Source organism: Variovorax sp. Sphag1AA (assembly GCF_014192575.1).
Taxonomy (GTDB): domain Bacteria; phylum Pseudomonadota; class Gammaproteobacteria; order Burkholderiales; family Burkholderiaceae_C; genus Variovorax.
In genome coordinates this window covers 210,245-236,959 of record NZ_JACHYC010000001.1, presented here as the reverse complement: position 1 = coordinate 236,959, position 26,715 = coordinate 210,245, and the positions used below count along the sequence as shown (strand labels likewise).

Here is a 26,715-nt window from a genome sequence, read left to right as displayed (position 1 = left end):
ATTATGGCGGCATTGACTGGCCGAAGGCCGCCCACCGATTCCGTGCCAGCATCCGCACATGAATTCCTCCCGTACCGTGCGCCGCTGGACCGGCCCGCCGCTCGCGCTGCAGATCACGGCACTGCTGCTGGCCGGGCTGGGCGTTGCCCAACTCGTCACCCTCGCGTTGACGATGCTGCTGCCCCCGCAGCCGCCGCCCCAGTACCAGCTAGACGACATCGCCAGGATGCTGAAGGGCGGCGACGTCAGCACCGCCGAGCGCGACCGCATGCTCGTGCGCACGACGCAATCCGGATCGCCCGAGCCCAGCGGTCCCGGTTGGCTGACCTCCGAGCGCTCGCGCCACGACCTCGCGCAACTGCTGGGCCGCGACGATGCCGACGTACGCCTCTACTTCTACACGCCGCTGCCCTTTGCGGGCGTGGCCGGTGCGCCGCCGCGACCGATGAGCAGCAATGCAGCGTCGCCGGTGTTGACGCGCGGCGCGGTTCCGGTGCGGTTGTGGCCCGACGGGTTCATGCGCGTCGATTTCACGGTCGCGCAGGGCGGGCCGGGTGGTGGTGGTGGTATGGGTCCCGGTGGTTTCGGGCCTGGCGGCGGCTTCGGTCCTCCGGGCGGGTTCGGTGCGCCGGGTGGCACCGGCATGCCGGGCGGGTTTCCGCAAGGTGGCACCGGCACGCGGACGCAGCCTCAGCGACAGCCTGATGTGGCCTCCCCGCGGCCGGAAGCGCCGCCAACAGCACCCGTGCAAACGCCTGATTCGACGCCAGGCCCCGGCGGCATGCAGACGCCGCCGGGTGCGGGGAGCAGCCCGGGCGCCCCTGATGTCGCCGGTGCCGCCAAGCCTTCGCCGTCGGCCAGCTCGCCTTCGACGTCTCCAGCGCCAGCGCCAGCATCGCCGCCGGCGGGCATCACCGCAGCCCCATCGCCCTCTGGCGCCGCCCACCCTTCCCTCCCGGGTGGGCCAGCGCCCGGCATGAATCCGGCGCCTATGGGTGCCGCCCGGATGCCAGCCCCGGGCACCGGCGCGGCACTCCCTCCAGCAACGAGCGGCGACACCATCGCCGAGCCGATGCCGCGCGAGCGGGCGCCGCGTCTTGCCGCACCCACGCACCGTGAGACCGCAGCCAAAACGCCCGCCAGCCCTGCCACCGAACCGGCGGCGGCGAGCACGGACAACGCGCATGCGCCACAAGCCCCGATCGTCGCTCCCCCTGCAGCGAAGGCGCCCGCAGCCCCGGCGGTCGTGCGGCCGCAACCTGCTGAAGTCGAACAGCCCCAGCCCGTCACGGCGCCCGCGCGCGGCCTCTTCGGATTGGCGCCCGCGCCCTTCGTCGTCGGCGATTTCGTCGCCGCGGTGCGTCTGCCCGACGGCGGCTGGGCCACCGTCCAGCCGGTGCCCGAGCCCTTCCCTAACGCCTGGCAACGCCGCGTGCTGCTGTGGTTCCTGGTCGCCGCGCTGATCGTCACGCCAGCGGGCTGGTGGTTCTCGCGGCGTCTGGTCAGGCCCATCGCCGGCTTCGCGCGTGCGGCCGAACAGCTTGGCCGCGACCCGCAGGCACCGGTGCTGGCGCTTTCCGGCCCAGCGGAAGTGGGCCGCGCCGCGCAGGCCTTCAACCGCATGCAGAGCCAGCTTCGCAGCTTCGTGGCAGACCGCACCGCGATGATTGGCGCGATCAGCCATGACATGCGCACGCCACTGACCCGCCTGCGCTTCCGCATCGAAGATGCGCCAGATGATCTCCGCGCCGGGATGCTCGACGACGTCGAGGAAATGGAACAGATGATCAGCTCCGTGCTGGCTTTCATCCGCGATGCATCGGAGCCCGGACCGCGCGAGCACCTGAACCTCGCGAGCGTGGTGGAAGACGTGGTCGAGAACGCGGAGTTCGTCGGCAAGAACGTGCGGCTCGGCCACAGCGAGGAAGCGCCGGTGGATGTCGACGCGATCGGCATGCGGCGCGTGCTGGACAACCTGATCGACAACGCCGTCAAGTACGGCAGCGAAGCGCGGGTGCGCCTGTTCGTCGATGGCGAGGATGCGGTCGCCGAAGTCAGCGACAGCGGCCCGGGGCTGCCGGAGGTCGAGCTGGAGCGTGTGTTCCAGCCCTTCTATCGGGCCCCGCAGGCTCGCGCTTCAGGCAAGCTCGGGAGCGGTCTTGGTCTGGCCGTATGCCGCTCGATTGCGCGCGCCCACGGCGGCGATGTGCAGCTCAAGGCTGGCGCGCGCGGGCTGGTGGCGCAGCTTCGCGTGCCCCTGGCGATGAGTTTCTCTGGCGCGCATTGAAGGAATCCTGCAAGGTTGCGAAACACAGGGGAAACAAGGCGTGTCGATCCTCGGCGTCCCACCAATGGACCCGGATGAAGCAAGTGATCAAAGACACCCTCCCCAGCGAACCGACCCACGGACATAGCCTCGCCGAAGACTTCGCACGGATCGAAGCGCAGATGCTGCGACGCCGCCGCGCGCTGGCGTGGCTGGGCTCGTCCGCCGGCGCGTTTCTCGTAGGCGGCTGCGGCGGTGGAGGCAGTTCGTCGGGCGCCGCGACCACCGCGGCGACGAGCGCTGCAACGAGCACGACGGCCGCCACCACTTCGGCATCCGCATCGTCGACATCCAGCAGCACCGACACCTCCAGCAGCGCCTCGTCCACATCGTGCGTCGCCGACCCGCAGGAAACCGCCGGGCCCTATCCCGCGGACGGCACCAACACCTCTTCGGGTTCGACCTCCGACATCCTCACCGCCAGCGGCATCGTGCGCAGCGACATCCGTTCGAGCTTCATCAGCTCGACCAACGTCGCGGAGGGCGTGAAGGTCACGCTGACCCTGACACTCGCCAACACCGGCGCCAACTGCGCGGCGCTGGCTGGCTACGCGGTGTACCTCTGGCATTGCGACGCCGTCGGCAACTACTCGCTCTACTCGGCGCCGGCCGAAAGCTACCTGCGCGGCGTGCAGGTCTCCAACAGCGCCGGCCAGGTGACGTTCGTGACCATCTTTCCGGGCTGCTACTCGGGCCGCTGGCCGCACATGCACCTGGAGGTGTTCAAGACCCAGGCGGCTGCGACCTCCGGAAAGAACGCCGTGCTGACGACCCAGCTCGCGATGCCGAGCGCGGTCTGCTCGGCGATCTATCCGTATGTGTCGACCTACACCCGGAGCGTCTCCAACTTTGCGGCGATCAGCATCTCGACCGACAACGTCTTCAGCGACAACACGTCGGCGCAGATCGCGGCCATGACACCGACGATGGCAGGCACCATCGCGGACGGGTACACCGCGACGGCGACGATCGCGCTGGCAGGTTGAGGTCGGCGAGAATCCTTCCGAACCTCGGAGCCCCGAGTCCGGAAAGGATCCACGGATGGAATCAGTGCGCGCCGACGCGTTCGACGAGTCCTACTACCAGCGCTACTACTTCGACAAGAAGACCCGGGTGGCCGACCCGCAGCATGTCGAACGGCTCGGCGACTTTGTCTGCTCATACCTGAAGTACCTGCGCGTTCCGGTAGATCGCGTGCTGGACGTGGGCTGCGGCGTCGGCTTGTGGCGCGACATCGTGGCGCGGCATTTTCCGCAGGCGAGCTATCACGGCGTGGAGGTCAGCGAGTACCTCTGCAGCCGCTACGGCTGGGAGCTTGGGTCGGTGGTCGACTTCCGTGCCCGCCAGCCGTTCGACTTCGTCATCTGCCAGGGCGTGCTGGCGTACCTGAATCCGTCGGACCTCAAACGCGCGCTGACCAACCTCGGGGCATTGAGCCAGGGCGCGCTCTTCGTGGAAGTCGTCACGCGCGAAGACTACGAGCGCGACATCGTCGACGAACACCTCACCGATCCGAACCTCTTCCGCCACCGCGCCGAGGTGTACCGGCGTGGCTTGTCACGTCACTTCAAGGAAATGGGCGGCGGCGTGTGGCTCAGCAACCGCTCGGACGTCCCGCTCTATGCGCTGGAATGTCCGGCGACCTGACGCCCCGGCTCACTCCGGCTTGAAGTCGATCGACTTCAGCACCTCGCCGACGCGCTTGTAGTCGGCGTTGAGCGAAGTCACCAACTCGTCGGGCGTGCGGCCACTGCCGGCTTCAAGACCCGCATCCAGCAAACGCGTACGCACGGCCGGCTGCGAGATCGCCTTGAGGGCCGCTTCGCGCACGCTTGCCTGCACGGCGGCGGGCACGTCGGGCTTGATCCACAGACCCATCCACGAGACTGTTTCGAGCTGCGGATAGCCCAGTTCCGCGAAGGTCGGCACATCCGGCAGCAGGGCCGAGCGCTTGGGCGTGCTGACCGCGAAGGCCTTGATCTTGCCGGCCTTGATCATCGGCAGCGAGGTCGCCATGCCGTCGAACATCAGCGGCACATGGCCGCCCATCACGTCGGTGAGCGCGGGCGTCGAGCCCTTGTAGCCGACATGCGTCATGTCCATGCCGGCCGCCTTGTTGAGCTGCAGGCCGATCACATGCGACACGGTCCCGGGGCTGTACGACGCATAGCTCACCTTGCCCGGGTTGGCCTTCACCCAGCTCACCAGTTCGGCGAAGTTCTTCGCGGGCACAGAGGGCGCACCGACCATCACGAGGCCGCCGCGTCCGAGTTCGGCCACGGGACGGATCTCCTTGGACATGTCGTTGCGCAGCTTGACGATGTGCGGGATCTCGCTCACGAGCGAGCTGACACCGACGAGCAGCGTGTAGCCGTCATGCGGTGCCATCGAGAGTTCGTTGACCGCGAGCGCGCCGCCCGCACCGGGCTTGGCATCGACCACGACAGGTTGGCCCGTGTCCTTGGTGAGCTGGTCGCCCAGGAGGCGCGCGACGATGTCGGCGGTGCCGCCGGCCGGTCCGGCGACGACGATGCGGACCACCTTCTCAGGCCATTTGACGGGCTGCTCGGCGTGCGCTGCGAGGCTCGCAACGCCGAGGCATGAGAGGCAAGCGGCCTGGATCATCTTGCGGCGCAAGAGACTGGTCTTCATGTTTTCTTCTCCTTGAATTCAGGCGGCCCAGCGCAACAGCACGAGGGCGAGTATGGCGAGAAACACGGTCTCGCCCAACATCAATGCGACGGGCTTGAGACCGACGGTGGCGAGGTCGCGCAGCTGCGTCTTCATGCCGATGCCGGCGATGGCCGCCACGAGGAACCAGCGCGAAACGTCGCTGCCCAGATCGACGATTGCCGTCGGCAGCCAGCCGGTGCTGTTCACCGCCACAAGCACCGCGAAGGCAACGGCGAACCACGGCAGCAGCGGCGGTCGGGCACCGCCCGTCTGCATGCCGCTGGCCCGTGCGCACATCACCGCGAAGACGATCACCGGAAGCAGCATCGCGACACGCATCAGCTTGACGACAGTGGCGATGTCGCCGGTTTCCTTCGACATGCTGTAGCCCGCGCCGACCACCTGCGCAACGTCGTGGATGGTCGCGCCGAGGAACACGCCCGAGCCATGGTCGTCGAGGCCCATGGCGCGCGCGATCATGGGGTAGGCGATCATCGCGAAGGTCGAGAGCGCCGAGACGCCCACCACGGTGAAGAGCGTCGCCTTCTCCTTCTGCGGATGCGACGGCAGCGCCGCGGCGAGCGCCAGCGCCGCCGATGCACCGCAGATGGCGGTCGCGCCACCGCTCAGCAAGCCGAACAGCGTGTTGAAGCCCATCAACTTCGCCACGATCATCGACACGCCGATGGTCACCACCACTGCTACGAGCACGAGCACCACCGGATGCCATCCCAGCGCCACGACCTGTGCGACCGTGATGCGCAGGCCCAGCAGCGCGACGCCCCATCGCAGCACCTGCCGCGCAGTGAATTCGATGCCTGGCTTGCATGCGCCCTCGGCGGACAGGAAGTTCATCGCCATGCCGAGGATGAGCGCGAACAACATCACCGGCGCACCGTAATGCTGCGACAGGAAGGTCGACGCAGCAGCAACGACCGCACACGCCAGCACCCCGGGGAACAGCGTGCGGCTGCGCGCCGGCCACGCCGCGATGGAAAGACTCGTCATGCGAACCTCGATCCGCTGTTGGCCATCAGGTGGTCGCCATGCGCGTCACGCAGCAGGTTCTTCTGCACCTTGCCGGTTGCGCCGAGCGGAATGCGGTCGACGAAGACCACGTCATCAGGCGTCCACCACTTGGCGATCCGGCCGTCGTAGAAGCGGATCAGTTCGTCACGGGTGAGCTCTTGCCCGGCCTTCTTGACGACGATCAGCAGCGGGCGTTCGTCCCACTTGGGGTGGCGCGCGGCGATGCAGGCGGCCATTTCGACGGAGGGATGCGCCATCGCGATGTTCTCCAGGTCGATGGAGCCGATCCACTCGCCGCCGGACTTGATCACGTCCTTGCTGCGGTCGGTGATCTGCATGAAGCCGTCGGCATCGATGGTGGAGACATCACCGGTAGGGAACCAGCCACCCACCAGCGGGCCCGCGCCCTCGCCCTTGAAGTAGTTCGAGATGACCCAGGGGCCGCGCACCATCAGCTCGCCGGCGGTCTTGCCGTCGTGCGGCAGCTCGGCGCCGTCTTCGCCGACGATCTTCATGTCGATGCCGAAGACCGAACGGCCCTGCTTCGACTGGATCGCGAGGCGTTCCGCTGCATCGAGCGACTGGTGGCACGGCTTGAGCGTGCACACGGTGCCGACCGGGCTCAGTTCGGTCATGCCCCAGGCGTGCAGCACCTGCACGTCGTAGCGCTCCTGGAAGGCGCGCATCATCGCCGGCGGGCAGGCCGAGCCGCCGATGATCGTGCGGCGCATGGTGCTGAAGTGGAGGTCGTTGCTTTCGACATGCGCGAGCAGGCCCTGCCACACCGTGGGCACGCCGGCCGAGACGGTCACGCCTTCGGCTTCGAACAGGTCATGCAGCGACTTGCCGTCGAGCCACGGCCCCGGGAACACCAGCTTGGCCCCGACCATGCACGCGATGTACGGCAGGCCCCAGGCGTTGACGTGGAACATCGGCACCACCGGCAGGATGACGTCCTTGGCCGAGCAGTTCAGCGCATCGGGAAGCGCGGCCGCATAGGTGTGCAGCATCGTCGAGCGATGGCTGTAGAGCGCGCCCTTGGGGTTGCCCGTGGTGCCAGAGGTGTAGCAAAGCGACGAGGCGGCCTTCTCGTCGAACACCGGCCACCGGAAGTCGGGCGTGTGGTCTTCGACGAGGTCTTCGTAGCACAGCAGGTTCGGCACCTTGGACGAAGCCGGCATGTGCGCGCGGTCGGTCATCACGACGAAGGCCTTGATGGTGGACACGCGCGAAGCGATCGCCTCGATCAGAGGCAGGAAGGTCAGGTCGAAGAAGAGGATCTCGTCTTCGGCATGGTCGGCGATCCACACCACCTGGTCGGGATGCAGGCGCGGGTTGAGCGTGTGCAGCACCGCGCCGGAGCCGGAGACCGCGTAGTACAGCTCCATGTGGCGATAGCCGTTCCAGGCCAGCGTGGCGACGCGGTCGCCCTGCTCGATGCCGCGCGCGGCGAGTGCATTGGCGAGCCGGCGGGCGCGCTGGCCCATGTCGCGGTAGGTGTAGCGGTGCACGTCGCCTTCGACGCGGCGCGAGACGATCTGCTGTTCGCCGTGATGGCGTTCGGCGTGGGTGAGGAGGCTGGAGATCAGCAGGGGCTGATCCATCATCAATCCGTTCATGGGCTTGGTCCGTAAATTCAGTAAATGGGGTTTGCGTGGCGCAGGCTCAGGCCGGCACGCTGCGGGGTGCGCCTGCGGGCGCGGATTCAGGTTCGGTTTCGGCGGTTTCGCATGCGCGCTGGAGGTCTTCCCCATAGCTGCGCGATGCACGCATGAAGGCGCCTGCCGCCAGCAAGCCAAAGACGGGCATCGCGATCAGCGCATGTTCGAGAGACCACGCGTCAGACAGGAAACCGGCAACCAGCGGACCCATGGCCAGGCCGAGCAGGTTCTGGAACAGCGAGAGCACCGAAGCGCCAGTGGCACGGATGCCAGGATGGATCACGTCGATGACGACGGCCGCGACAACGCCCACGGAGCAGGTCATCAGGAAGCCGCCGAACGCCAGCAGCGCAAACTGCGCCTGCTTCGACAGGACCAGCCCGACGTGCTCTGCGCCGAAGCCCAGCGCGAGCACTGCCGCCGAGGCGATGCAGACGACAGCCGTCACCTGCAGCTTTGCCGCCGGACGCTTCTTGCCGGCGCGATCGGCGACCGCGCCCCAGACCACGCTACCGAGCGCACCGCACAGCACCACCAGCGCGGCCTTGATCGCGGCCTGCTCGGGGGTCATGCCGTGCACACGATTGAGGAAGCTCGGGAGCCACGCCCAGATGGCCGACACCAGGATCAACTGCGCCGGTGCGGCGATGCAGACCCACAGCAAGGTGCGCGAACGCATCAGCCGCTTGATGATGGCGCACGCCGTGCCTTGCGTCGAACGGGTGGCCTGCTCGATGCGGGGCGTGAGTTCGACGGTGCGGTAGTCGCGCACCTTGATGTAGAGCAGCGCAAGGACCAGCCCCGGCACGCCAACCACGCCGAATGCAGCCTGCCAGCCCCAGCGCGCGGCGATGACGCCGCCGAGCATCACACCCAGCACCGAACCGATCGATGCGGCGGAGAAAAAGGCCGCCATCAGCGCACCGCGCATGCGAGCCGGAAAGTGGCTCGCGATAAGCGCCGCGCCAACCGAGCCGTAGCCCGCTTCACCGAGGCCCACCGCCGCACGCGCGGCCAGCAACTGGCCGAAGTTGCGCGTGAACATGCAGGAGATCGAAGCGAGGCTCCAGATCGTCGCCATCGCGACGATGCTCTTCACGCGGCTGAAGCGGTCAGCGATGAGCGCGATCGGAATGCCGCCCACGGCGACGGTGACCGACACCGCCGATACCAGTGCGCCGAGCTGCTTGTCCGAAAGGCCCCAGGCTTGCTTCAGATGCGGAAAGAGCGAAACGATCACCTGGCGGTCGATGTAGTCGACCATCATCAGGCCGAGCGTCATCGCGAAGGCGAACCACGCCTGGCGCGGGCCGAACAGGTAGGTGTCGGACCCTTGCTTGGAGTCGAGGGCATGCATGTCCATGGCAATCCCCTGGGCGTCAGGGCACGAGCACTGTCGCGCCGGTGGTCTTGCGCGATTCCAGTGCACGGTGCGCGTCGGCGGCATCGGCCAGATCGAAGATCTGCTTGGGCTCGCTCACGATGCGGCCTGCGAGCACATGGCCGAACAGCTCGTCGGCCATCTCCAGCATGTGTGAGCGCGGGGTGATGTAGTGCATCATCGCCGGCCGCGTGACCCAGATCGAGCCCTTCACGGCGAGCAGTTGCGAATCGATCACCACCGGCCCCGAGGTGGTGCCGTTGCTCACCAGCGAGCCGCGCGGCTGCAGGCTGTCGAGCGATGCTTCGAGCGTGTCCTTGCCGACCGAGTCGTAGACGACCGGCACGCCCTTGCCGTCGGTGATCTCGCGCACGCGCTTGGCGATGTTTTCGCGCGAGGTCACGATGGTGTAGGCACAACCGTTGGCCTTGGCGATCTCCGCTTTCTCGTCGGTGCTGACGGTGCCGATCATCGTGACGCCCATCGCACGAGCCCACTGGCAGGCGATGAGGCCGACACCGCCGGCTGCGGCGTGATAGAGGATCGTCTCGCCGCCCTTGAGCGGGTAGACCTGGCGGAACAGGTACTGCGCCGTCATGCCCTTCATCATCAGCGTGGCCGCGGTACGGTCCGAAACGCCTTCCGGCAGCGGGATCAGCACTTCGGCCGGCATCACGCGCACGTCGGAGTACGCGCCCTGCGGGCCGATCAGGTAGCCGACACGGTCCCCGACCTTGATGTCCGTCACGCCGGGGCCGACGGCCTCGACCACGCCGACTGCGTCCGAGCCCAGTCCATTGGGCAGCGGCAGCGGATAGCGGCCGGTTCGAAAGTAGATGTCGATGAAGTTGACCGCGATGTAGGTGTGGCGCACGCGCGCTTGACCCGGGCCGGGTTCGCCGACGTCGACGTTCTCCAGGCGCAGGACTTCCGGACCACCGGTCTCATGAAAGCGAATGGCTTTTGCCATGTTCTTGTCTCCTAGTTAGAAATCACCCTCAGGCTCCGCGCACTTCGTGTCGCTGCGCCAACCCCCTCTCCGGGGGCGCACCCAACGGCCCGGCAAAGCCGGTTCCGCGGGTGCCTTGGTGTGAGTTACTTCGTCAATTCGTTGATAAACAGTTCAGCGCGCGGCCATTTGCCAAAGCCGGACGCGGGATTCAGATGCCCGACCTCGCCGAGGTCGAACAGGCGGCTGCCCCAGTCGCGTGCCAACGCGGCCACGCGGGCGTAGTCGCCGAGCGGGTCGTTGCGGCTCGCCGCGACGATGCTCGGGAAAGGCAGCGTCAAGCGCGGCACAGGCAGCCAGCCGCTGGCGCGCAGTTCATCGATCGTCGGATAGCCCTCGGGCATCGGGCGTTCGAAGTCCGGTGGGGCAGCGAGCAGCGCGCCTTCGATCGCGCGGCGCGTCTGGCGGGCCCAGTGCGCGACCATCACGCAGCCGCCGCTGTGTGCGACGAGGACGATCGGGCCGTCGATGGCCTGCGCCTCGTGCTCGATCGCGGCGACCTTCGCCCTGCAATCGAGATCGGTGCGCCCCATCGGCGGGACGGTGCGCACCTTGCGCCCCTTGGCCGCGAGGTCGGCGGCCAGCAGCGTCTGCCAGTGCTCGGCGACATGGTCGCGCAGGCCCGGGACGATGAGGACGGTCGGCATCACGGCGTCACGCTCCATCTTCAAGCTCAAGCGACGCGGCGCAGGTAGCCCTGCTGGCGACCCTTGGGGTTCGGCGCGAAGCCGTTGGCGGCCAGCGTCTCTTCGATGGTCTCGTAGAACACGCCGATCTTCAGGATCTCGCGCGCTTCCTTGCCGTTGGCCACTTCACGGCCGAACTCGCGCGACATGCGAACGAGCTGCTCGATCTGCTTGACCGTCGACATCTTCTCGGTGCGCGACTGGTTCCAGAGGTTGTCCTCGATGCCGCAGCGCACGTGCAGGCCCATCGCCATGCCCATCATGTTGATTGGCAGCACGTTGCGCATGCTGCTTTCGACCGTCAGCATGGTGCCGTCAGGGATGGCGCGCAGGAAGTTGGACAGGCTGTAGATGGTCGGCTGGTCCATGCCGCCGCTGATCGCGACCCAGTTGCACACCAGTGGGCCCTTGTAGATGCCGCGGCGCATCAGGCGCTCGACCGTTTCGAAGCTGTTGATGTTGTAGAACTGGAAGGCGCTCTGGATGCCCGCTGCGCTCAGGCGGCGCACGTGCTCCTCGATGAAGCCGGGGCCCGAGGGCACGATCATTTCGCGATAGGCCGCGTTGTTCTGCGGATCGGCAAGCGAGGTGCCGGCGATGTCTTCGGCTTCCATGTGCTCCAGCACGTTCATCTGCGTCGTGTTGACGGTGACCGTGACCTGGTCGGGCTTCGGATCGAGCTCGGCCAGCATGTGGCGCGTGTCGTCATGCAGCCACTTCGCGTTGGCGCCGTCGCTCTCAGGTGCGAACGAGATCGAGCCGCCGACCTGGATGATCATGTCGGGCACAGCCTTGCGCACGCCGGCGATCAGTTCGTTGAACATCGACAGGCGCTTGGAGCCCTTGCCGTCCAGTTCACGCACATGCAGATGCAGCACGCTGGCGCCGGCGTTGTAGCAGTCGACAGCCTTCTGAACCTGCTCTTCCATGGTGACCGGGATGTCCTGCGGGAAGTCGGAAGGAATCCACTCGGGGCCGTAAGGCGCTGCGGTGATCACCAGCTTGTCCTGGTTCTCCGGGAAAAGGGAGCCGTCGAGGAAGTTCATGGTTGGTCTTTCAGTTGGGTGTTAAACAGAGAAGTCGTAAGGCGCAGCTCAAAGCCAGGAATCCCGCGGAACCGGCTTCGCCGGGCCGCTGGGATTGCCCCCCTGAGGGGGGAGGCGGCTACACGAAGTGAGCAAGCAACGGGGGTGGTTTTCAGTACGTGGCTTCGCCCATGATTCCGGCGCGTTCCATCTTTCGGTGGCACGGCGGGTAGTCCATGACCGCGTAGTGCTGGGTGCTGCGGTTGTCCCAGAAGGCGACGCTGTTCTTCTTCCAGCGCCAGCGGATCTGGTACTCGGGGATCGCGGCCTGGCTGACGAGGTAGTTCAGCAGCAGGCTCGCACCCGGCGCGTGGTCCTGGCCGAAGCGCACATTCGCGGCGGTGTGGAAGTTCGTGAAGTGCGTGGTGAACGCGTTGACGAAGAGGATCTTCTCGCCCGTCTCCGGATGCGTGCGCACCACCGGATGCTCGGCATCGGGGAACTGCGCATGCAGCGCGAGCCGTTTCTCGATGGGCATCGCGGCGCCGAAGCTGGCCTCGATGCTGTGGCGCGCGCGCAGGCCGGCGATCTTCGCCTTCACGTCTTCCGGCAGGCGGGCGTAGGCCAGGGCCATGTTCACCCAGATCGTGTCGCCGCCGACCTCCGGCGTTTCGACGCAGCGCAGCACGCAGCCGAACGGCGGCTTCTCGCGCCAGGTCGCATCGGTGTGGAAGGCGTTTTCGTACCGGTCGTTCGGCACTTCGGGCGACTTGTAGATGCGCACGAGGCCGGGATGGTCCGGATCGCTGCCGGCGACCGGATGGTCTTCCAGGTCACCGAAATGGCGGGCAAAGGCGACGTGTTCGGCGCGGCTGAAGTCCTGGTCGCGGAAGAAGAGGACTTTGTGCTTGAGCAGCAGCGCGCGGATCTCGGCGACCGTCTCGGCATCGCGCGAGGCAGCGCCGAGATCGACGTTGCGCAGTTCGGCGCCGATGGTGCAAGTCAGGCGCTCGACCTGGATGGAGGTCTTCAGCGCGGCGGGCGACACCACGGCAGGTGCGCCTCTCAAAGGGGTTGCTTCGGTTGTAGTGTTCATGGGGCCTGTCTCCGTTATGAGCGCGGCGCTTGCCGGCTCTTGCGTCATGGAGCCGCGTGTCGCGACTTCCCAGGCCCAAAGAATAGGTAGCGGAGGCCATTTACCCCCCCTCCTTGCGGGAGGGGGCAGCCCCTCTCCTCCGCCTCAATCCCCCGGCTGAATGAGCCCGAGAATGCGCGCCCGCACGACGACTTCCTTGCGCGTGCCGGCGTCCAGCTTGGCGAGCAGGTTCTTGACGTGCCACTTGACGGTGGTTTCGCCCACCTGCATCGCGCGTCCGATCTCCTTGTTGGAGAGATTGCGCGCCAGAAGCTCCAGCACCTGGCGCTCCTTGGGGGTCAGCACCATGCCGCGCGCGGCTGCTGGAGAAGGGATCTCGCGGACGGGTGCCGGCCGCGCGGGCGGAGCGGCAGGGGCCGTCGCCCGAGCGGGCTCGCCGCCCTGCTCGGCCACTTGCCGCACCCACTGGCCGAGGTCCGGATGGGCGTCCTCGAAGACGCGAACGAGCCCGTAACTTTGCGCCAGGTCCATCGCCTCGCGCAGCATTGCCGCACCGGCGCGCTCGCCGCAGCGGTCCAGCGCGAAGGCGCGCATGCCGATGATCTCGATGCGGAAGCGCCCCTGATGCAGCGCCTGCGCCAGTTCGTCGGCGCGCGCGAGCGGCTCCAGTGCCGCGCGCCAGTCCTGGCTGGCAATCGCCGCATAGCCCTGCGCGAGTCCGCGCAGCGCGTCGACGCCCCGTCGCCAGAGCCGGCCCTGCGGCAAGGCGGGGTCATCGAGCATCGCGTCGATGCGCTGGCACAGCTCGCGGCATGTGCCGGCACGGTAGCGCCGCGCATGCATGCGAACCTGCTCCAGAAGGCTGGCGATACGAAGACGGGGCAGCGAGCGGGAGGAGCCCACGGCATCGAGCGCGCCGAGCAGTTCCATCGCCCGGTGCTCGGCACCCTCAGCCATCGCCATGCGCGCCATGGTGCGATAGGCCAGCAGCAGCGATTCGGGTAGGCCGCTGCGCTCCAACACATCGATCCGGTCGGCCAGCAGCGCCGCGGCGTCGGCGGGACGTCCGCGTTCCCACATGGCCGATGCCAGGAGCGCCGCAAGCATGCAGCTGAAGCTGTTGCGCCGTCCGAGCTCCGCATCGGCGCTGGCAACGGCGGGCTGCAGCAGACTTTCGACCAGCAGCACCTGCCCTTCCCAGACGTAGGAGAGGCCGATGATGAATTCGCCCCAGCGCCCGACGAAGCCCTGCCCGCGCCCGAAATCTCCGCGCGGCGACTGCTGTTGCCGCAGCCGCGCCAGCGCCGGATCGCCTTCGAGCAGCGTGCGGTAGGCGGTGCGGTTGGCGTGCACCTGCAACAGCATCGGATCGCGTAGCGGCGGCGATTCGGCCCATGGATCGTGCAGCGCAGCAAAGCGGTCCGGATCGTCGGCGAACACCGCCGCGCCGCTGAGGATCAGCGCGCATTCGCATTGCAGCGTCGGGTCGGGCTCGTCCTTGGTCTGGTGCGCCTGGATGCGGGCGACCATGCGGCCGGCGTCCTCGTGGCGTTCGCTGATGGCGAGCGTCCACGCGGCGGCCAGCAGCAAGCGCGGCCGACGATCGAGTTCGTCCGCGGGCAACTGCGCCAGCCATTCGAGCACCACGCCCTGCCGCCCATGCTTCACGATGGCCTCGTAGAGGCTGCGTTCGGCCAGCTCGTAGGCCAGCTCGCGCTGCCCGGCCACCAGTGCATGCCGCGCGGCGTCTTCGAGCATGCCGCGCTCGGCGAGCCATTCGGCTGCACGCGCATGCGCGCCTTCCTGCTGCGCTTTCGGCAGCCCGGTGAAGGCCTCGCGCAGCACGTCGCGCGCCAGCATGTGCATGCGCAGCCAGTCGCCCTGCTCCGCCGCGACGAAGACCGGCGTGTCGCGGCTCAGGCGCGCAAGGCGCTCGGTGGCGTCATCGATCTCGGCAACCCTTCGGCACAGCTCCGGATGCAGGTGGTCGAGGATCGCAATGCGGGTCAGGAACTCGCGGTCGGATGCATCGAGGTTCGCGAGCAGCAGCTTCAGGAACTGGTCGCGCAACTGCCCGCCGATGCCGGCGATGCCTGCCACGTCTGCGCCGCGGGCCATGACCGTCAGCGACAACTGCAGGCCCAGCGGCCAGCCTTCGGTCAGCGCGTGCAGGCGGGCGGCGGTGTCGTTGTCGATGGTCGAACCGAAGCGCTCGTGCACCAGCTCCAGCGTCTCTTCGAGCTTGAACCGCAGCATCGACGGGCCGACCACCACGCATTGGCCGTAGGCGATCAGGTCGTCGATGTCGAGGCTGCTGTCCGGCCGGGTCGCGATGATGGTGCGCAGGTTGGGCGGCGCGTTGCGAAGCAGGTAGCCCAGCGCCTCGCGCGACTCGGCGGGCAGGCGCTCGGCTTCGTCGACGATCAGCACCACGTCGAGCGCGGTCTGCGCCAGTTCGGCGAGCCAGATCGTGATGCCTTCAAGGCCGGACGGGCCCACCGAATCGAGCAACAGATGACCGAAGGTCGAGCGCCCCGAGCTGCGACGCACCGACATCGCCAGCGCCTGCGCGAGCCGCTGCGGCGTGTCGCGCGGCTGCACCGAGACCCAGGCCACGACGAGGCCGTGCGACAGATGCTCAAGCCGCCATTGCGCCAGCAGCGAAGTCTTGCCGAACCCCGCAGGCGCCTGGATCAGGATCGCAGGAACACCACGAAACGCCGGATCGTTGGCCAGCAGCCTGGGCCGCGAAAGCAGATGACGAGGCACCCTCGGCGGCGAAACCCGCAGCAGCAGGTCGTCGCCCGCGCTGTCCGGTGAATGGGTTTCTGGAGTCACTGGATTCCTCGACAAGCGGGGGACGCCACGGGAGTTCACCAGTCTAAATGCGCCCGGCTACTTCAGGTAAGAACGCAGCGCCGAAACGACCACGTCGAGGTCTTCCGCGCGCTCTTCTCGAGAGGCATCTTGCGCGCCGAGGTGGTGACGCACATGGCCGTCGAGCACTTCCAGCATCAATCCATTGACCGCGCCGCGGATGGCAGCGAGTTGCTGCAGCACAGCCGCGCAGTCGCGGTCTTCATCGAGCGCGCGCTCCAGTGCTTCCGTCTGCCCCTTGATGCGCCGGATGCGCGTGAGCAGAGGCTTCTTGTTGAGAACCGTATGCGACATGGGGCGCGATTCTAGGCCGCGTCGGATACTGGGGTAGAGTATCAGGATGATCCATGCTTCCACCAATTCCGAGGCCGCTCTGTTCGATGCAGGCGGCCATTCGCACGTCTTCGACGACGGCAATCCGCTCGGCGAAAAGAATGCCAGGCTCGCCGTCCTGCTCACCGCGACGATGATGGTCCTGGAGATCGTGGGCGGCTACTGGTTCAACTCCATGGCGCTGCTCGCCGATGGCTGGCACATGAGTTCGCACGCCCTGGCACTGGGGCTCTCGGTTGCGGCTTATGCGGCTGCGCGCAGGCTATCGGGCAGCACGCGGTTCGCCTTCGGGACGTGGAAGATCGAGGTTCTGGCGGGCTACACCAGCGCGATCTTCCTGCTGCTGGTGGCGGGCTGGATGGCGTTCCAGTCGGTCGAACGTCTGTTCTCGCCAGCGGCCATCCACTACGAACAGGCAATCGTGGTCGCAGTCATCGGCCTGCTGGTCAACATCGCCTGCGCGTGGCTGCTGAAGGACGGCCACCATCACCACCATGGTCATGCGCATCACGACCATGATCACGATCACCACCACGGGCACCAGGATCTCAACCTGCGTTCGGCCTACCTCCACGTGGTCGCCGATGCAGCCACGTCGATCCTCGCGATCGCTGCGCTGCTGGGCGGCCTCCTCTGGGGCTTCAGTTGGCTCGACCCGGTGATGGGCATCGTCGGATCGGTGCTGGTCGCCGTCTGGGCAATCGGCCTGCTACGCGACAGCAGCCGCGTGCTGCTCGATGCGGAGATGGATGCGCCAGTGGTCGACGAGATTCGAGAGGCCGTGGCTTCAGGCCCGGTGCCCGCCCGCATCAGCGATCTGCATGTCTGGCGCGTCGGCCGCGCGAAGTACGCGTGCATCCTCGCTGTCGAAGTGCGCGAACCGACCAGCCCGGGCTACTTCCGGCAACTGCTCGGCATTCACGAAGAGCTGGCGCACGTCACGGTCGAGGTGAACTCGCCGCAACGTGCGTGAACAGGATCAGGGCGCGACGGCCTTTCGGAACTCCGGGTCGTCGAGCAACTGGGCAATCACCTTGTGGTACAGCGCCATGTACTCGTTGACGGCTGCCGGGATCGCCACCGCGCCGATAAAGGGTGAATCCCAGCTCGCGTCGACCTTCAACTCCTTGTCGTAAGTCTTCTTGCCTTCATCGAGCACCGAGAAGCGCCCGGCCAGGCTGCCCTTGCCCTGCCCGATCGACGCATCGACCGTGCTCTGCGTCAGCTCGCCCTGGATCGTGCGTCGCGAATCCGCCGAGAGCAGGCCTGCGGCACGCAGGTCGGCGCTCAACGTCTGTCCCAGGTACTTCGAGAAAGAGCTGTCGTAGGGCGAATAGAACCTGTTGCTGCGGATGGTCACGACCTGATCGAGAGACTGGTCCTTGCCCGGCGCCAGCTTGAAGCTGCCGACCGCCACCGGCGCGATGCCCGAAGCCTTGGCTTTCTGGACGTTCTCGACCGCGGCGGTAGGCTCCGCCAGTTTCACGTTCGCGCATCCCACCAGCAGAACCGCGCCCAGGCACGTCAGGCCGATGGACAGACGGCGCAGCACATTCATTGCATTCGTCATTCGGTCCTCCCCTTACTGAGCCGTGAAGGCGGAATCATGCGAAAGATCATTGAGCGCGGTGCTCAGGACCTGGCTGGTCATCTGGGTCACTGCGTCGTTGACCGAGTTCGCCTTCCTGGCGGCTCCCGGCGTGGGCGCCGCTCCGATCGTCGTGTGAATCGCGTGACGCGCGCTCTTCGTGATCGGCGTGTGCCCGTCGACCATGTAGGTGACGGTGCAGACATAGCCATCGGAAACCTGTGAACCCGCCAGCCCGAACGTGAGACCGGTGACGAAGCCCTTGCTGAAAGCGTCATCGCCGATCGGCACGTTGTTCAGCTTCACGCTCAGCAGTCCGCCTCCTTTCACCGGTGTCTCTTCGACCGTCGAGAACAGGCCGCTGTCCTTCACCTTCTGCACCACCTGCGCCTTCAACAACGAGGTGGCCGCCGTGTTCGCCACGCCCTTGGTCTGGAACTCGAAGAAGACCTGGACGGGCTGCGCCGCGGCCGGCTTGTGATATTCGCTGGCTGCGACTTCGCGGGTCGCGCCGTCGACATAGTGAGTCGCACAACCAGTGAGCGCGATGGTGACGCCCGCGAACGCAACAAGGGACACGCGTCGCAATGCGGACACGCCACGAATGAAAACCGACAAAGTTCTTCTCCTCGATGTATTTACATATCGATCATAAATTTAGTTTCATCTTGTTACCGTTCCGGACAAACCCTTGCGGCGACGCCTCGAGCGCATCGATCAGCACCCGCACACGCGGCGGCACCATGCGATGTCCGGGCATCACGGCGTGGATCGGCATTGCGGGCGGTCGATGCTGCGCCATCACTTCGACGAGCCGCCCCGCGGCGATGTCGGCCACGGCCATGTAGTCGGGCACCTGTGTGAGCCCCATGCCCAGGACCGCCGCCTGCACCATGGCCTCGCCGTCGTTCAGGCGGGTGCCATGCGCGGGGTGGAGCGAAATCGTCTTGCGCCTCACCGTGAACTGCTGTGGCCGGTCGCGTCCGGTCGTTGGCATGCGAAAGAGGATGTGCCGGTGCGCGCTGAGGTCCTCGATCGCCTTCGGCTCGCCATTGACCTGCAGGTAGGAAGGCGCGGCCACCAGCACGAGCTGCTGGCTCGCGAAGCGGCGCGCCACAAGCGTCGAATCCTGCAAATCACCCGCGCGAATGGCGACGTCGATGCCGTCCTGGACCAGGTCCACGTACGCATCGGAAAAGCGTGCGTCGATCTCGAGCCCGGGGTACTGCGCCGCAAGCCGCGCAAGCACCGGCAGCACGAACATGCGACCGAACACGATGGGCATGTTGATGCGCAGCGTGCCGCTCGGCGCGGAACGCACGCCCAAGGCTTCGGATTGCAGTTCGTCGAGTTCGGCCAGCACGCGCTGGCAACGCCTGAACAGGCGTTCGCCATCGACGGTGAGCGTCACGCGTCGCGTGGTGCGATGAAAGAGCCGCAAGCCCAGCGAATCCTCCAGTCGACCCACCGACTTGGCGAGCGCTGAAGACGAAGTGCCGAGTTCCCGCGCGGCGGAGGCAAAGCCACCCCGCTTGGCGGTTTCCGAGAAAGCCAGAAGCGCTTGCAAGCCATGCATTGCGACTCTCCATTGCGGACATTCTGTCGGCAATGTTAGGCCGCCGCCGCTGCTTCCGCTCGATCGGGATGCGGCCCAAACTTCAGTCGTCCGTGGCGCTACGGCATTCCTTCAACCACTCTTTCGACTGGAGCGAACCATGTATGTGATCGAACAGACATCCCCGAGCGCCGCGGCCATTCCCGGCATCGCCCATGCCACCTGGGCTGGCCATGACGAGGGCGTGGACCAGATTTCCATCTGGCGCCAGACCCTCGAACCCGGCGCCGCCACGCCGCCGCATCGGCATGAATGCGACGAGGTCGTTCTCTGCCAGGCTGGGTTCGGCGAACTGCATGTCGATGGCGAGGTGCATCGCTTTGGTCCCGGCAGCACCCTGATCCTGCCGCGCGGGCGCGATCACCAGATCTTCAACACCGGCGCGGTGCCGATGGAAACGATGGGCATCTTCGGCGCGAGCCCGGTCGTCACCTGCCTGCCGGACGGCCAGCTGCTGGACCTTCCCTGGCGGAGCTGAGTCGCCTCGATTGCCCGCTTCGCAGCGATCGGGTACCGTCGCGAGCCATCTGTCCCCATGAAAGTGACTCACGATGTCTCCCGATCCGATCGCCGCGTGGCACCAACTCCTCAAGGACCGCAATGCCCAGGGGCTCGACGCCCTTCTTGCGGATGACGCGGTCTTTCACTCGCCTGTCGTGCATACGCCGCAGGTCGGCCGCGCGCTCACCCGCGCGTATCTCGCTGCGGCGTTCCATGTCTTCTTCAACGAGACGTTCCACTACGTGCGGGAACTGAAGAGCGAGCGCGACGCTGTCCTCGAATTCGAGGTGCAGATCGACGGCATTGCAGTGAATGGCGTCGACATGATCAAGTGGAACGACGAAGGCAAGATCACCGACTTCAAGGTGATGATCCGCCCGCTGAAGGCGATCAACCTGGTCCATCAGAAGATGGCCGCCATGCTCCAGGGTGGCCAGCAGTAGTGCTCCTGTAGATCAACCGCGCCGCTGGATCATCTTCCACCCGTTGCCCGACGGGTCACGAAAGCCGGCGTCGACGGTGCCGTAGCGCTCCATCGGTTCCTGGGTGAACTCCACGCCCTTCGCCGCCATGCGGTCATAGGCAGCGCGGCAGTCGTCCACCGCCAGCACGAGCGGCGGCATCGCGCCCTTGGCCACGATCTCGCGCACGGCCTGCGCGGTCGCGGCATCAAGCACCGGCGGCCCGGGCACGTTCAGGCCAAGCTGGAACGATGGCTGGTTCGGGTGCTGCACCGTGAGCCATCGATAGTCGCCGTTGCGCACGTCGGTGTGTACGCGAAAGCCGAGCTTCTCCACGTAGAAGCCGAGCGCTTCATCCTGATCGCGCACGTACAGACCGACCACTTCAATACCTTGTGTCATGAAATCTCCTGTTAAACGGTTTCGTTTGTACCGTCCAGGGATCGCCGCCGCTTCTCCGAAACTGCGGTCTTGAGATCAGGCCGATGCGCGGCATTGACGATGCATTCGGGCACCCGGCCGAGGTCGTGCGTGACCGCCCTCGCGCGCGCACGAACCGCACTCGGGCTGTCGCCGGTGATGTCGCGGAACGTGCGCCCGAAAGTACCCAGGCTCGACCAGCCGGTCGTGAACGCGATGTCGGTGATCGGCTGATCGGTATCGCGCAGTAGCGCCATCGCTCGCTCGATGCGTCGCGTGAGCAGGTACCGATGCGGCGGGACACCGAAAGCCTGCTTGAACGAACGCGCGAAGTGCGCCTCGGAAACGCCGCTTACCTCCGCAAGGCGCCCGACGGGCCATTCCTCGTGCGATGCGGCATCCATGCGGTCCTTGGCGCGAAGCAGTCGGCGCAACAGCGCCGGGTCCTGGCTTGCGGGGGTGGCTTTGGGACTGTTCATTTCGAAGCGATGCTAAGCACAATCCGGCATGACGAATCCTTCGCTCCCGAAAGCCATCACGCCTGCGGACCTCACCGACGCGCTGCGCACGTCTGGCGCGATCGACAGGGGACGGGTCATTGACGTCGCAGTCGAGATATCGTTCGCCACCGTGCTTTCGCACATCTTTCGCTTGCGGCTTAACTACGCCGACGCTGGCGCAGACGCCCCCGCCACGCTCATCCTGAAAGCCGGCCTCGCAGACCGTCCCGATGGACCGTGGTTCGGCGGTCAACACGAAGTGGCCTTCTATCGAGACCTCGCACCTGCGATGCCTGCGGGCATCACCCCTCGCTGCTTCGATGCGCAGTGGGATGGTGAAACGGGCACTTGGTATCTGCTGCTCGAAGACCTGACGGAAACCCATCTCGTTGCGACACGGTGGCCCGTGCCACCCACCTTCGCACAGTGCGAGGCCATCATCCGCGCACGCGCGCGATGCCAGGCCGCGTGGTGGGACGACACGCGACTCGGGGTCACGGTGGGCACGTGGCGGGACTGGAGTGCCGATGACGAAGTGCTCAGCAATATGGCGGCGCAGTTTGCCGGGTTCGCAGGCGACATGGGCGACCGCCTTTCCGACGAACGACGTGCGCTCCACGAGCGCTTCCTCGAAGCCGCGCCTCGCCTCGCGGCACGCTACAGGACGCGCCGCAACATGACCGTCATCCAGGGCGACGCGCATGTCTGGAACTGCTTTCTTCCTCGCGCCAACTCGACGAACACTGCGCGCCTCTTCGACTGGGATGCATGGCGCGTCGACATGGGGTCGCACGACCTGGCCTACATGATGGCCATGCACTGGTATCCCGAACTGCGGCAGCGTTTCGAGTCACGCCTGCTCGACGCCTTTCATCGCGAGCTGACCGCACAAGGAGTGCAAGGCTATGACCGCCAGGCACTGAGTGACGACTACCGGCTCTCGGTCCTCTGGCAGCTTGCAACGCCCATCTGGCAGCACGCGATCGGCATCCCGCCGGTGATCTGGTGGAACAACTTCGAGCGCATTCACCAGGCTGCCGACGACCTCGGATGTCGCGATCTTCTGGCGTAGCAACAAGATCGGAAGTACCAGTTGCGGATCAGGGCCAACTAGTTATAAAACAGAACCTTGCGCGCATTCCTCCAGTACAACAATCAGGAGACTCGGAATGAACCTCAAGGATCGATTTCCTGCGCCGCTTGCACTGCTCCTTCTGGGAGCATCGGCCTACAGCCATGCGGCGACGCCCATTGCGTGCAACGCCCTGCTCAACCAGACCATCGAGGGCGCGACCATCACGAGTGCCGTCCTCAACGTGGCAACGGCGACATTGCCCGAGCACTGCGAAGTGCTCGGCAGCATCGGCCAGCACACGGGGGCCGACGGGCAGAGCTACGCGGTGAAGTTCCATCTGCGCATGCCCACGTCATGGAGCGAACGCTTCTACTACCAGGGCGGCGGCGGGCTTGACGGCAGCGTCGGCGGTGCCGATGCCGCGCAGATCAATCAAGGCTACGCCGTGGTCTCCACGGACAGTGGGCACGACGCCGCGACCAACATCTCCGCCGTCGCCGGCAATGCCGAGTTCGGCTTCGACCCCCAGGCGCGCCTCGACTACGGCTACGACGGCCCCGCCCGCGTCGTACAGGCCGCGAAGGCCATCACGCGAACCTACTACCGCCAGAAGATCAGGTACGCCTACTTCGAAGGCTGCTCGGAAGGCGGCCGCGAGGGCCTCATGTTCTCGCAGCGCTATCCCGACCTCTTCGATGGCGTGATCGCCGGCAACCCCGGCATAGACCTGCCCAAGGCCGCGGTCGCCGAAGCGTGGGACACGCAGGCATTCGCCAGCGCCGCGCGTTCGCTCACGCCCTTCGGCTTTCCCGACCTCGCGACCTCGTTCACCGCAGCGGAGCTAAGTGCGATCGGCGATGCGATCCTCAAGGAATGCGATGCGAAGGACGGCCTCGTCGACGGCATCATCTCCAACCCGCACGCCTGCCGCTTCGATCCACGCACGCTTGGTCCTCAGGGCTCGGGACTGCTGTCCGCCAGCCAGGTCACCGCGTTGAGGAATGTGTTCGACGGTGCCAGGGACTCGAAGGGCCGGGCGCTGTATGCCGGCTGGTTCTGGGATCCGGGCATCGCCGCGCCGGGCTGGCGCCTCTGGAAGATCGGACCGCTCTTCCCCGGCCCGGGCAACACGTCGCTCAACACGACGCTCGGCGGCTCGGCATTGCCGTTCGTCTTCACCACCCCGCCGAATTCGAAGACCGCCGGCAGGCCGGGTTACGCGGGCACGGTCATCACGACCGCAGGGCCGGCGCCGAGTCTGCCGGGGCTCAACGACGCCTTCATGCCATGGCTGCTCAGTTTCAACATGGACGCGGACGCGCCGAAGATCTACGCGCGCAGCGGCATCTACTCGCAGTCGGCGATGGACTTCATGGGCACCAGCTCGACCGACTACCGCCGCTTCCGCGCCGGAGGCAGCAAGCTGATCGTCTACAGCGGGCAGGCCGATCCAGTGTTCTCGTCGAAATACCACATCGGCTGGTATCGCGACCTGATCGACCGCACCGGCGGCGTGCGCGACACGCAGCAGTTCGCGCGCCTCTTCGTCGTGCCGGGCATGAACCACTGCGGCGGTGGATACGCGACGTCGCAGTTCGACGCCTTCAGCGCGCTCGTCAAATGGGTCGAGAAAGGACAGGGACCATCGGCGCTGATCGGCACCGCACCTGCCGACACCCCGTGGCCCGGACGCACCCGGCCAATCTGCGCCTACCCCGCCCAGCCACGCTACACAGGACACGGCAGCATCGAGGACGCTGCGAACTTCGTCTGCGTGGCAGTGCGCGACGACAACGACGATGACGGGGATCACAATGGCAACGGCCCCGGACACGGGAACGACAACAACAACCACCAGTGACAACTGAACGGAGACATGACAACTCATTCGAAGACATCCCGACTCACGCGACGCGGCGCGATCGCCACCGGCCTCACGACCGCCGCGCTCGCCGCGTGCAGCACCACGCCGACATCGGCAGGCACGCAACGAACGCCCTTCCAGGTGGCGGACGTCACCGTACCCATCGTCGGCAGCGATGAAGTCTTTCCGGTGCGCCGTATTTACTGCATCGGCCGCAACTACGCAGCACATGCGCGCGAGATGGGGTCCGATCCGAACCGGGAGCCGCCCTTCTTCTTCCAGAAGCCCACCGACGCCATCCAGCACGTGCCCGCGAGTACCGTGGGCAACCACCCCTATCCGACGCTGACAAAGAACTACCACTACGAAGCAGAGCTGATCGCCGTGCTCGGCAAGGGCGGCCGCAATATTCCGGTGGCGCAGGCGCTCGACCATGTCTATGGCTACTCGCTCGGACTCGACATGACCCGGCGCGACCTGCAGCGCGCGATGGGCGACGAGAAGAAGCCCTGGGAGATCGGCAAGAGCTTCGATCACTCCGCGGTGATCGGCGCCGTGCATCGCGTGGCGCAGACCGGCCACTTCACCAAGGGCGCGATCTGGCTGAAGGTGAACGGCCAGACCAAGCAGAACGCCGATCTCGACCAGATGATCTGGTCAGTGGCCGAGCAGATCAGCAAGCTCTCCGAAGCCAATGAGCTGTTCGCCGGGGACATCATCTACTCCGGCACGCCGGAGAACGTCGGGCCCGTGGTCCGCGGCGATGTGATCGAGATGCACATCGATGGGTTGCCGAACCTGAGCGTGCGCATCGTGTGAGCTCTTGCTGCTGCCTTCTTGTTGAACGGCCGGGCGTCCCCAGCTTCTGGCGATGTTCAAAGCCACGCCATGGAGCGCAACATGTCCGACACCACTTCCCAACTAGCCCAGGTGAATCAGAAGATCCTGGCCCAGGGCGAGCAACTCCCAGCCGTCAAGCTCAAGGACGGAACGACGGTGCAAACCGGGACAGTGGCAACCATGCTCCACAACGTGGCTCGTTACAACAACGGTGAGCGAGGAGAGGTCGAAAAGGAACTCGAACTGTCCGTGCCGACGCTCATCAAGGTCGGACTGTTCGATCTATTCCCTGCCGAGGACTGGATTGCCGGAGCGAATCCGGGACGACGGTTTGTCGGGCTGGCCGCAGAGAAACTGCTTGCGTCACGCGGCGAGGCGTAGGTTTCGTTCGTTCTGGGCGTCTGGCCAACGGCGTCCCTGCCCAACCGGGCAGTAGCGCCACCCCCTTGTGGCTTCACACAATGAAGCCATCTAAGGAGTTCACATGGCTGACACGACGCTTTCCTCGTCTCTTGAACAACTGTCCGCCGCCATGGCGGATGCGGTGACTGCCGCCTCGCGTAGCGTGGTCGCCGTGCATGCCGCGCGGTCGCGCGCCAGCGGCTTTGTCTGGCGAGACGGGCTGATCGTCACCTCCGAGGAAGCACTGCCCGACGAAGGCGACGTGGCCGTACTTCTGCCTGACGGCGGCAAGTTGCGCGCGAGCATCGTCGGGCGCGATGCAGCTACCGATATCGCGCTGCTCCGCGTAGAAGGTGCAGCGCCCTCCCCGATTGCCTTCGACGCCACTTCCGTGCGCGCCGGGTCGATCGCACTCGCAGTTGGCTCGCAGGCCGGCACGGCGGTCGCAGCGGCAGGCGTGGTGTCGCTGGTAGGGCCAGCATGGCGCAGTCTGCGCGGTGGCGACATCGACATGCGAATCGAGCTCGGCCTTGTGATGCGCCGCAGTGTCGAAGGCGGATTGGCGCTGGACGCGGGCGGTCGCGCCATCGGCATGAGCGTGTTTGGGCCGCGCGGGCGCGTGCTCGTGATTCCGGGCGCGACGATCGAGCGCGTGGCAGCGCAACTTGCCGCACACGGCCGTGTGCCGCGTGGATACCTCGGCGTCGCGCTTCAACCCGTGAAGGTCGAGCCCGATGGCATCGGTGCGATGGTGATGGGGATCGACCGAGACGGCCCCGGCGCAGCGGCGGGCGTGCGACAAGGGGATGTGATCCTGGCGTGGAACGGCGAGCCGGTGCGCAGCGCCCACATGCTGCTGCGGGCACTCGGGCCAGCGAGCGTGGGCACGGTCGTCAAGCTCTCGCTACGGCGCGCAGGTGAGCCGGCCGATCTGTCGCTCACCGTAGGAGAAAGGCCCGCCGATTGAGCACATCGCGCGTCGCGGAACCGATCGTGGTCGCGATCGACATCGAGGACACCGACCTGTCGGAGCGCCTCTTCGCATCGCTCGTGGATGCGCGCGGCCTGCGCATCGCGCAGCGCGGCGAGCCAGCCGATGTAACGGTGGTGGCTGCCACCGAATCCACGCCCGCATCCGACAACAACGAAGCGGCGCTGACGCCGCGCGAGCTCGAAGTGCTGGCACTGATGGCCGAAGGCGCATCGAACAAGGCGATCGCGCGACGGCTCGGCATCTCGGTGCACACGGCCAAGTTCCACGTGGGCTCGCTGCTCGACAAGCTCGATGCAACTGGCCGCACCGACGCAGTCGCACAGGCGGTGCGGCAAGGCGTCATCCATTTGTGAGACCAA

General features: G+C 66.4%; 27 protein-coding genes. 12 read left to right on the top strand and 15 right to left on the bottom strand.

Annotation, left to right across the window (positions count from 1 at the left end):
- Nucleotides 1-58 precede the first annotated feature (58 nt).
- The 3 genes from FHW64_RS01220 to FHW64_RS01210 all read left to right on the top strand — a co-directional run bounded on the left by FHW64_RS01220 (nt 59) and on the right by FHW64_RS01210 (nt 3,973).
- Nucleotides 59-2,287, top strand: coding sequence for an ATP-binding protein (locus tag FHW64_RS01220; protein WP_184522298.1), 2,229 nt, complete (start codon nt 59-61; stop codon nt 2,285-2,287).
- An 83-nt stretch (nt 2,288-2,370) separates the two neighbouring features.
- Complete coding sequence (locus tag FHW64_RS01215; protein WP_311733243.1) at nt 2,371-3,312, top strand: intradiol ring-cleavage dioxygenase; 942 nt, start codon at nt 2,371-2,373, stop codon at nt 3,310-3,312.
- Between the two features lie 55 nt (nt 3,313-3,367).
- Nucleotides 3,368-3,973: a trans-aconitate 2-methyltransferase gene (locus FHW64_RS01210; protein ID WP_184522293.1), complete on the top strand. Its 606-nt coding sequence runs from the start codon at nt 3,368-3,370 to the stop codon at nt 3,971-3,973.
- Between the two features lie 9 nt (nt 3,974-3,982).
- Here the strand turns inward: FHW64_RS01210 and FHW64_RS01205 are convergent, their stop codons facing one another.
- The 10 genes from FHW64_RS01205 to FHW64_RS01160 form a co-directional block, all read right to left on the bottom strand.
- A complete protein-coding gene (locus FHW64_RS01205; protein ID WP_260303597.1) occupies nt 3,983-4,978 on the bottom strand; it encodes a tripartite tricarboxylate transporter substrate binding protein in 996 nt (331 codons plus the stop codon).
- A gap of 18 nt (nt 4,979-4,996) precedes the next feature.
- Nucleotides 4,997-6,007, bottom strand: a complete 1,011-nt coding sequence (locus FHW64_RS01200) for a YeiH family protein (RefSeq protein WP_184522290.1) — start codon at nt 6,005-6,007, stop codon at nt 4,997-4,999.
- Nucleotides 6,004-7,647, bottom strand: coding sequence for a 3-(methylthio)propionyl-CoA ligase (locus tag FHW64_RS01195; RefSeq protein ID WP_184522287.1), 1,644 nt, complete (start codon nt 7,645-7,647; stop codon nt 6,004-6,006). The genes FHW64_RS01200 and FHW64_RS01195 overlap by 4 nt, the downstream gene beginning before the upstream one ends.
- A 46-nt stretch (nt 7,648-7,693) precedes the next feature.
- Nucleotides 7,694-9,052, bottom strand: coding sequence for an MFS transporter (locus tag FHW64_RS01190; protein ID WP_311733242.1), 1,359 nt, complete (start codon nt 9,050-9,052; stop codon nt 7,694-7,696).
- 16 nt (nt 9,053-9,068) lie between these two features.
- Nucleotides 9,069-10,040, bottom strand: a complete 972-nt coding sequence (locus tag FHW64_RS01185; RefSeq protein WP_184522283.1) for a quinone oxidoreductase — start codon at nt 10,038-10,040, stop codon at nt 9,069-9,071.
- A 125-nt stretch (nt 10,041-10,165) separates the two neighbouring features.
- Nucleotides 10,166-10,726: an alpha/beta hydrolase gene (locus FHW64_RS01180; protein ID WP_260303675.1), complete on the bottom strand. Its 561-nt coding sequence runs from the start codon at nt 10,724-10,726 to the stop codon at nt 10,166-10,168.
- A 26-nt stretch (nt 10,727-10,752) separates the two neighbouring features.
- On the bottom strand, nt 10,753-11,811 hold the full coding sequence (locus tag FHW64_RS01175) for a 3-keto-5-aminohexanoate cleavage protein (RefSeq protein ID WP_184522277.1): 1,059 nt from the start codon (nt 11,809-11,811) through the stop codon (nt 10,753-10,755).
- A gap of 151 nt (nt 11,812-11,962) precedes the next feature.
- Nucleotides 11,963-12,811, bottom strand: coding sequence for a TauD/TfdA family dioxygenase (locus FHW64_RS01170; protein WP_184524163.1), 849 nt, complete (start codon nt 12,809-12,811; stop codon nt 11,963-11,965).
- A 219-nt stretch (nt 12,812-13,030) separates the two neighbouring features.
- A complete protein-coding gene (locus FHW64_RS01165) occupies nt 13,031-15,724 on the bottom strand; it encodes a LuxR C-terminal-related transcriptional regulator (RefSeq protein WP_311733241.1) in 2,694 nt (897 codons plus the stop codon).
- Between the two features lie 57 nt (nt 15,725-15,781).
- A complete protein-coding gene (locus tag FHW64_RS01160) occupies nt 15,782-16,057 on the bottom strand; it encodes a metal/formaldehyde-sensitive transcriptional repressor (protein WP_184522274.1) in 276 nt (91 codons plus the stop codon).
- 46 nt (nt 16,058-16,103) lie between these two features.
- On the opposite strand from FHW64_RS01160, the gene dmeF reads away from it, so the two are divergent.
- Nucleotides 16,104-17,069: a CDF family Co(II)/Ni(II) efflux transporter DmeF gene (gene dmeF, locus FHW64_RS01155; protein WP_184522271.1), complete on the top strand. Its 966-nt coding sequence runs from the start codon at nt 16,104-16,106 to the stop codon at nt 17,067-17,069.
- 6 nt (nt 17,070-17,075) lie between these two features.
- On the opposite strand, the gene FHW64_RS01150 is transcribed toward dmeF, so the two are convergent.
- The 3 genes from FHW64_RS01150 to FHW64_RS01140 are packed head-to-tail and all read right to left on the bottom strand — an operon-like array spanning nt 17,076 to nt 19,260.
- Nucleotides 17,076-17,666 (bottom strand): hypothetical protein, encoded by a 591-nt coding sequence (locus FHW64_RS01150; protein WP_184522268.1) that lies wholly within the window; start codon nt 17,664-17,666, stop codon nt 17,076-17,078.
- A gap of 12 nt (nt 17,667-17,678) precedes the next feature.
- Complete coding sequence (locus FHW64_RS01145) at nt 17,679-18,302, bottom strand: hypothetical protein (protein WP_260303596.1); 624 nt, start codon at nt 18,300-18,302, stop codon at nt 17,679-17,681.
- A gap of 31 nt (nt 18,303-18,333) precedes the next feature.
- Nucleotides 18,334-19,260: a LysR family transcriptional regulator gene (locus FHW64_RS01140; RefSeq protein ID WP_184522265.1), complete on the bottom strand. Its 927-nt coding sequence runs from the start codon at nt 19,258-19,260 to the stop codon at nt 18,334-18,336.
- A gap of 139 nt (nt 19,261-19,399) precedes the next feature.
- On the opposite strand from FHW64_RS01140, the gene FHW64_RS01135 reads away from it, so the two are divergent.
- Both FHW64_RS01135 and FHW64_RS01130 read left to right on the top strand, forming a co-directional pair.
- On the top strand, nt 19,400-19,777 hold the full coding sequence (locus FHW64_RS01135; protein ID WP_184522262.1) for a cupin domain-containing protein: 378 nt from the start codon (nt 19,400-19,402) through the stop codon (nt 19,775-19,777).
- A 73-nt stretch (nt 19,778-19,850) separates the two neighbouring features.
- A complete protein-coding gene (locus FHW64_RS01130; RefSeq protein ID WP_184522259.1) occupies nt 19,851-20,243 on the top strand; it encodes a nuclear transport factor 2 family protein in 393 nt (130 codons plus the stop codon).
- A 12-nt stretch (nt 20,244-20,255) separates the two neighbouring features.
- Here the strand turns inward: FHW64_RS01130 and FHW64_RS01125 are convergent, their stop codons facing one another.
- Both FHW64_RS01125 and FHW64_RS01120 read right to left on the bottom strand, forming a co-directional pair.
- Nucleotides 20,256-20,663, bottom strand: coding sequence for a VOC family protein (locus FHW64_RS01125; RefSeq protein WP_184522256.1), 408 nt, complete (start codon nt 20,661-20,663; stop codon nt 20,256-20,258).
- An 11-nt stretch (nt 20,664-20,674) separates the two neighbouring features.
- Entirely contained in the window at nt 20,675-21,160 is a 486-nt protein-coding gene (locus FHW64_RS01120) for a helix-turn-helix transcriptional regulator (RefSeq protein WP_184522253.1), read from the bottom strand.
- Nucleotides 21,161-21,188: 28 nt separating this feature from the next.
- Between FHW64_RS01120 and FHW64_RS01115 the strand changes: the two genes are divergently transcribed.
- The 6 genes from FHW64_RS01115 (at nt 21,189) to FHW64_RS34275 (ending at nt 26,709) form a co-directional block, all read left to right on the top strand.
- On the top strand, nt 21,189-22,253 hold the full coding sequence (locus FHW64_RS01115) for an aminoglycoside phosphotransferase (RefSeq protein WP_184522250.1): 1,065 nt from the start codon (nt 21,189-21,191) through the stop codon (nt 22,251-22,253).
- A 97-nt stretch (nt 22,254-22,350) separates the two neighbouring features.
- Nucleotides 22,351-24,117, top strand: coding sequence for a tannase/feruloyl esterase family alpha/beta hydrolase (locus tag FHW64_RS01110; protein ID WP_184522247.1), 1,767 nt, complete (start codon nt 22,351-22,353; stop codon nt 24,115-24,117).
- Between the two features lie 15 nt (nt 24,118-24,132).
- A complete protein-coding gene (locus FHW64_RS01105) occupies nt 24,133-24,939 on the top strand; it encodes a fumarylacetoacetate hydrolase family protein (RefSeq protein ID WP_184522244.1) in 807 nt (268 codons plus the stop codon).
- Nucleotides 24,940-25,020: 81 nt separating this feature from the next.
- Complete coding sequence (locus FHW64_RS01100) at nt 25,021-25,341, top strand: hypothetical protein (RefSeq protein WP_184522241.1); 321 nt, start codon at nt 25,021-25,023, stop codon at nt 25,339-25,341.
- Nucleotides 25,342-25,444: 103 nt separating this feature from the next.
- Entirely contained in the window at nt 25,445-26,329 is an 885-nt protein-coding gene (locus FHW64_RS01095; protein ID WP_184522237.1) for a S1C family serine protease, read from the top strand.
- A complete protein-coding gene (locus tag FHW64_RS34275) occupies nt 26,326-26,709 on the top strand; it encodes a response regulator transcription factor (RefSeq protein ID WP_184522234.1) in 384 nt (127 codons plus the stop codon). The genes FHW64_RS01095 and FHW64_RS34275 overlap by 4 nt, the downstream gene beginning before the upstream one ends.
- The last annotated feature ends 6 nt before the right edge of the window (nt 26,710-26,715 follow it).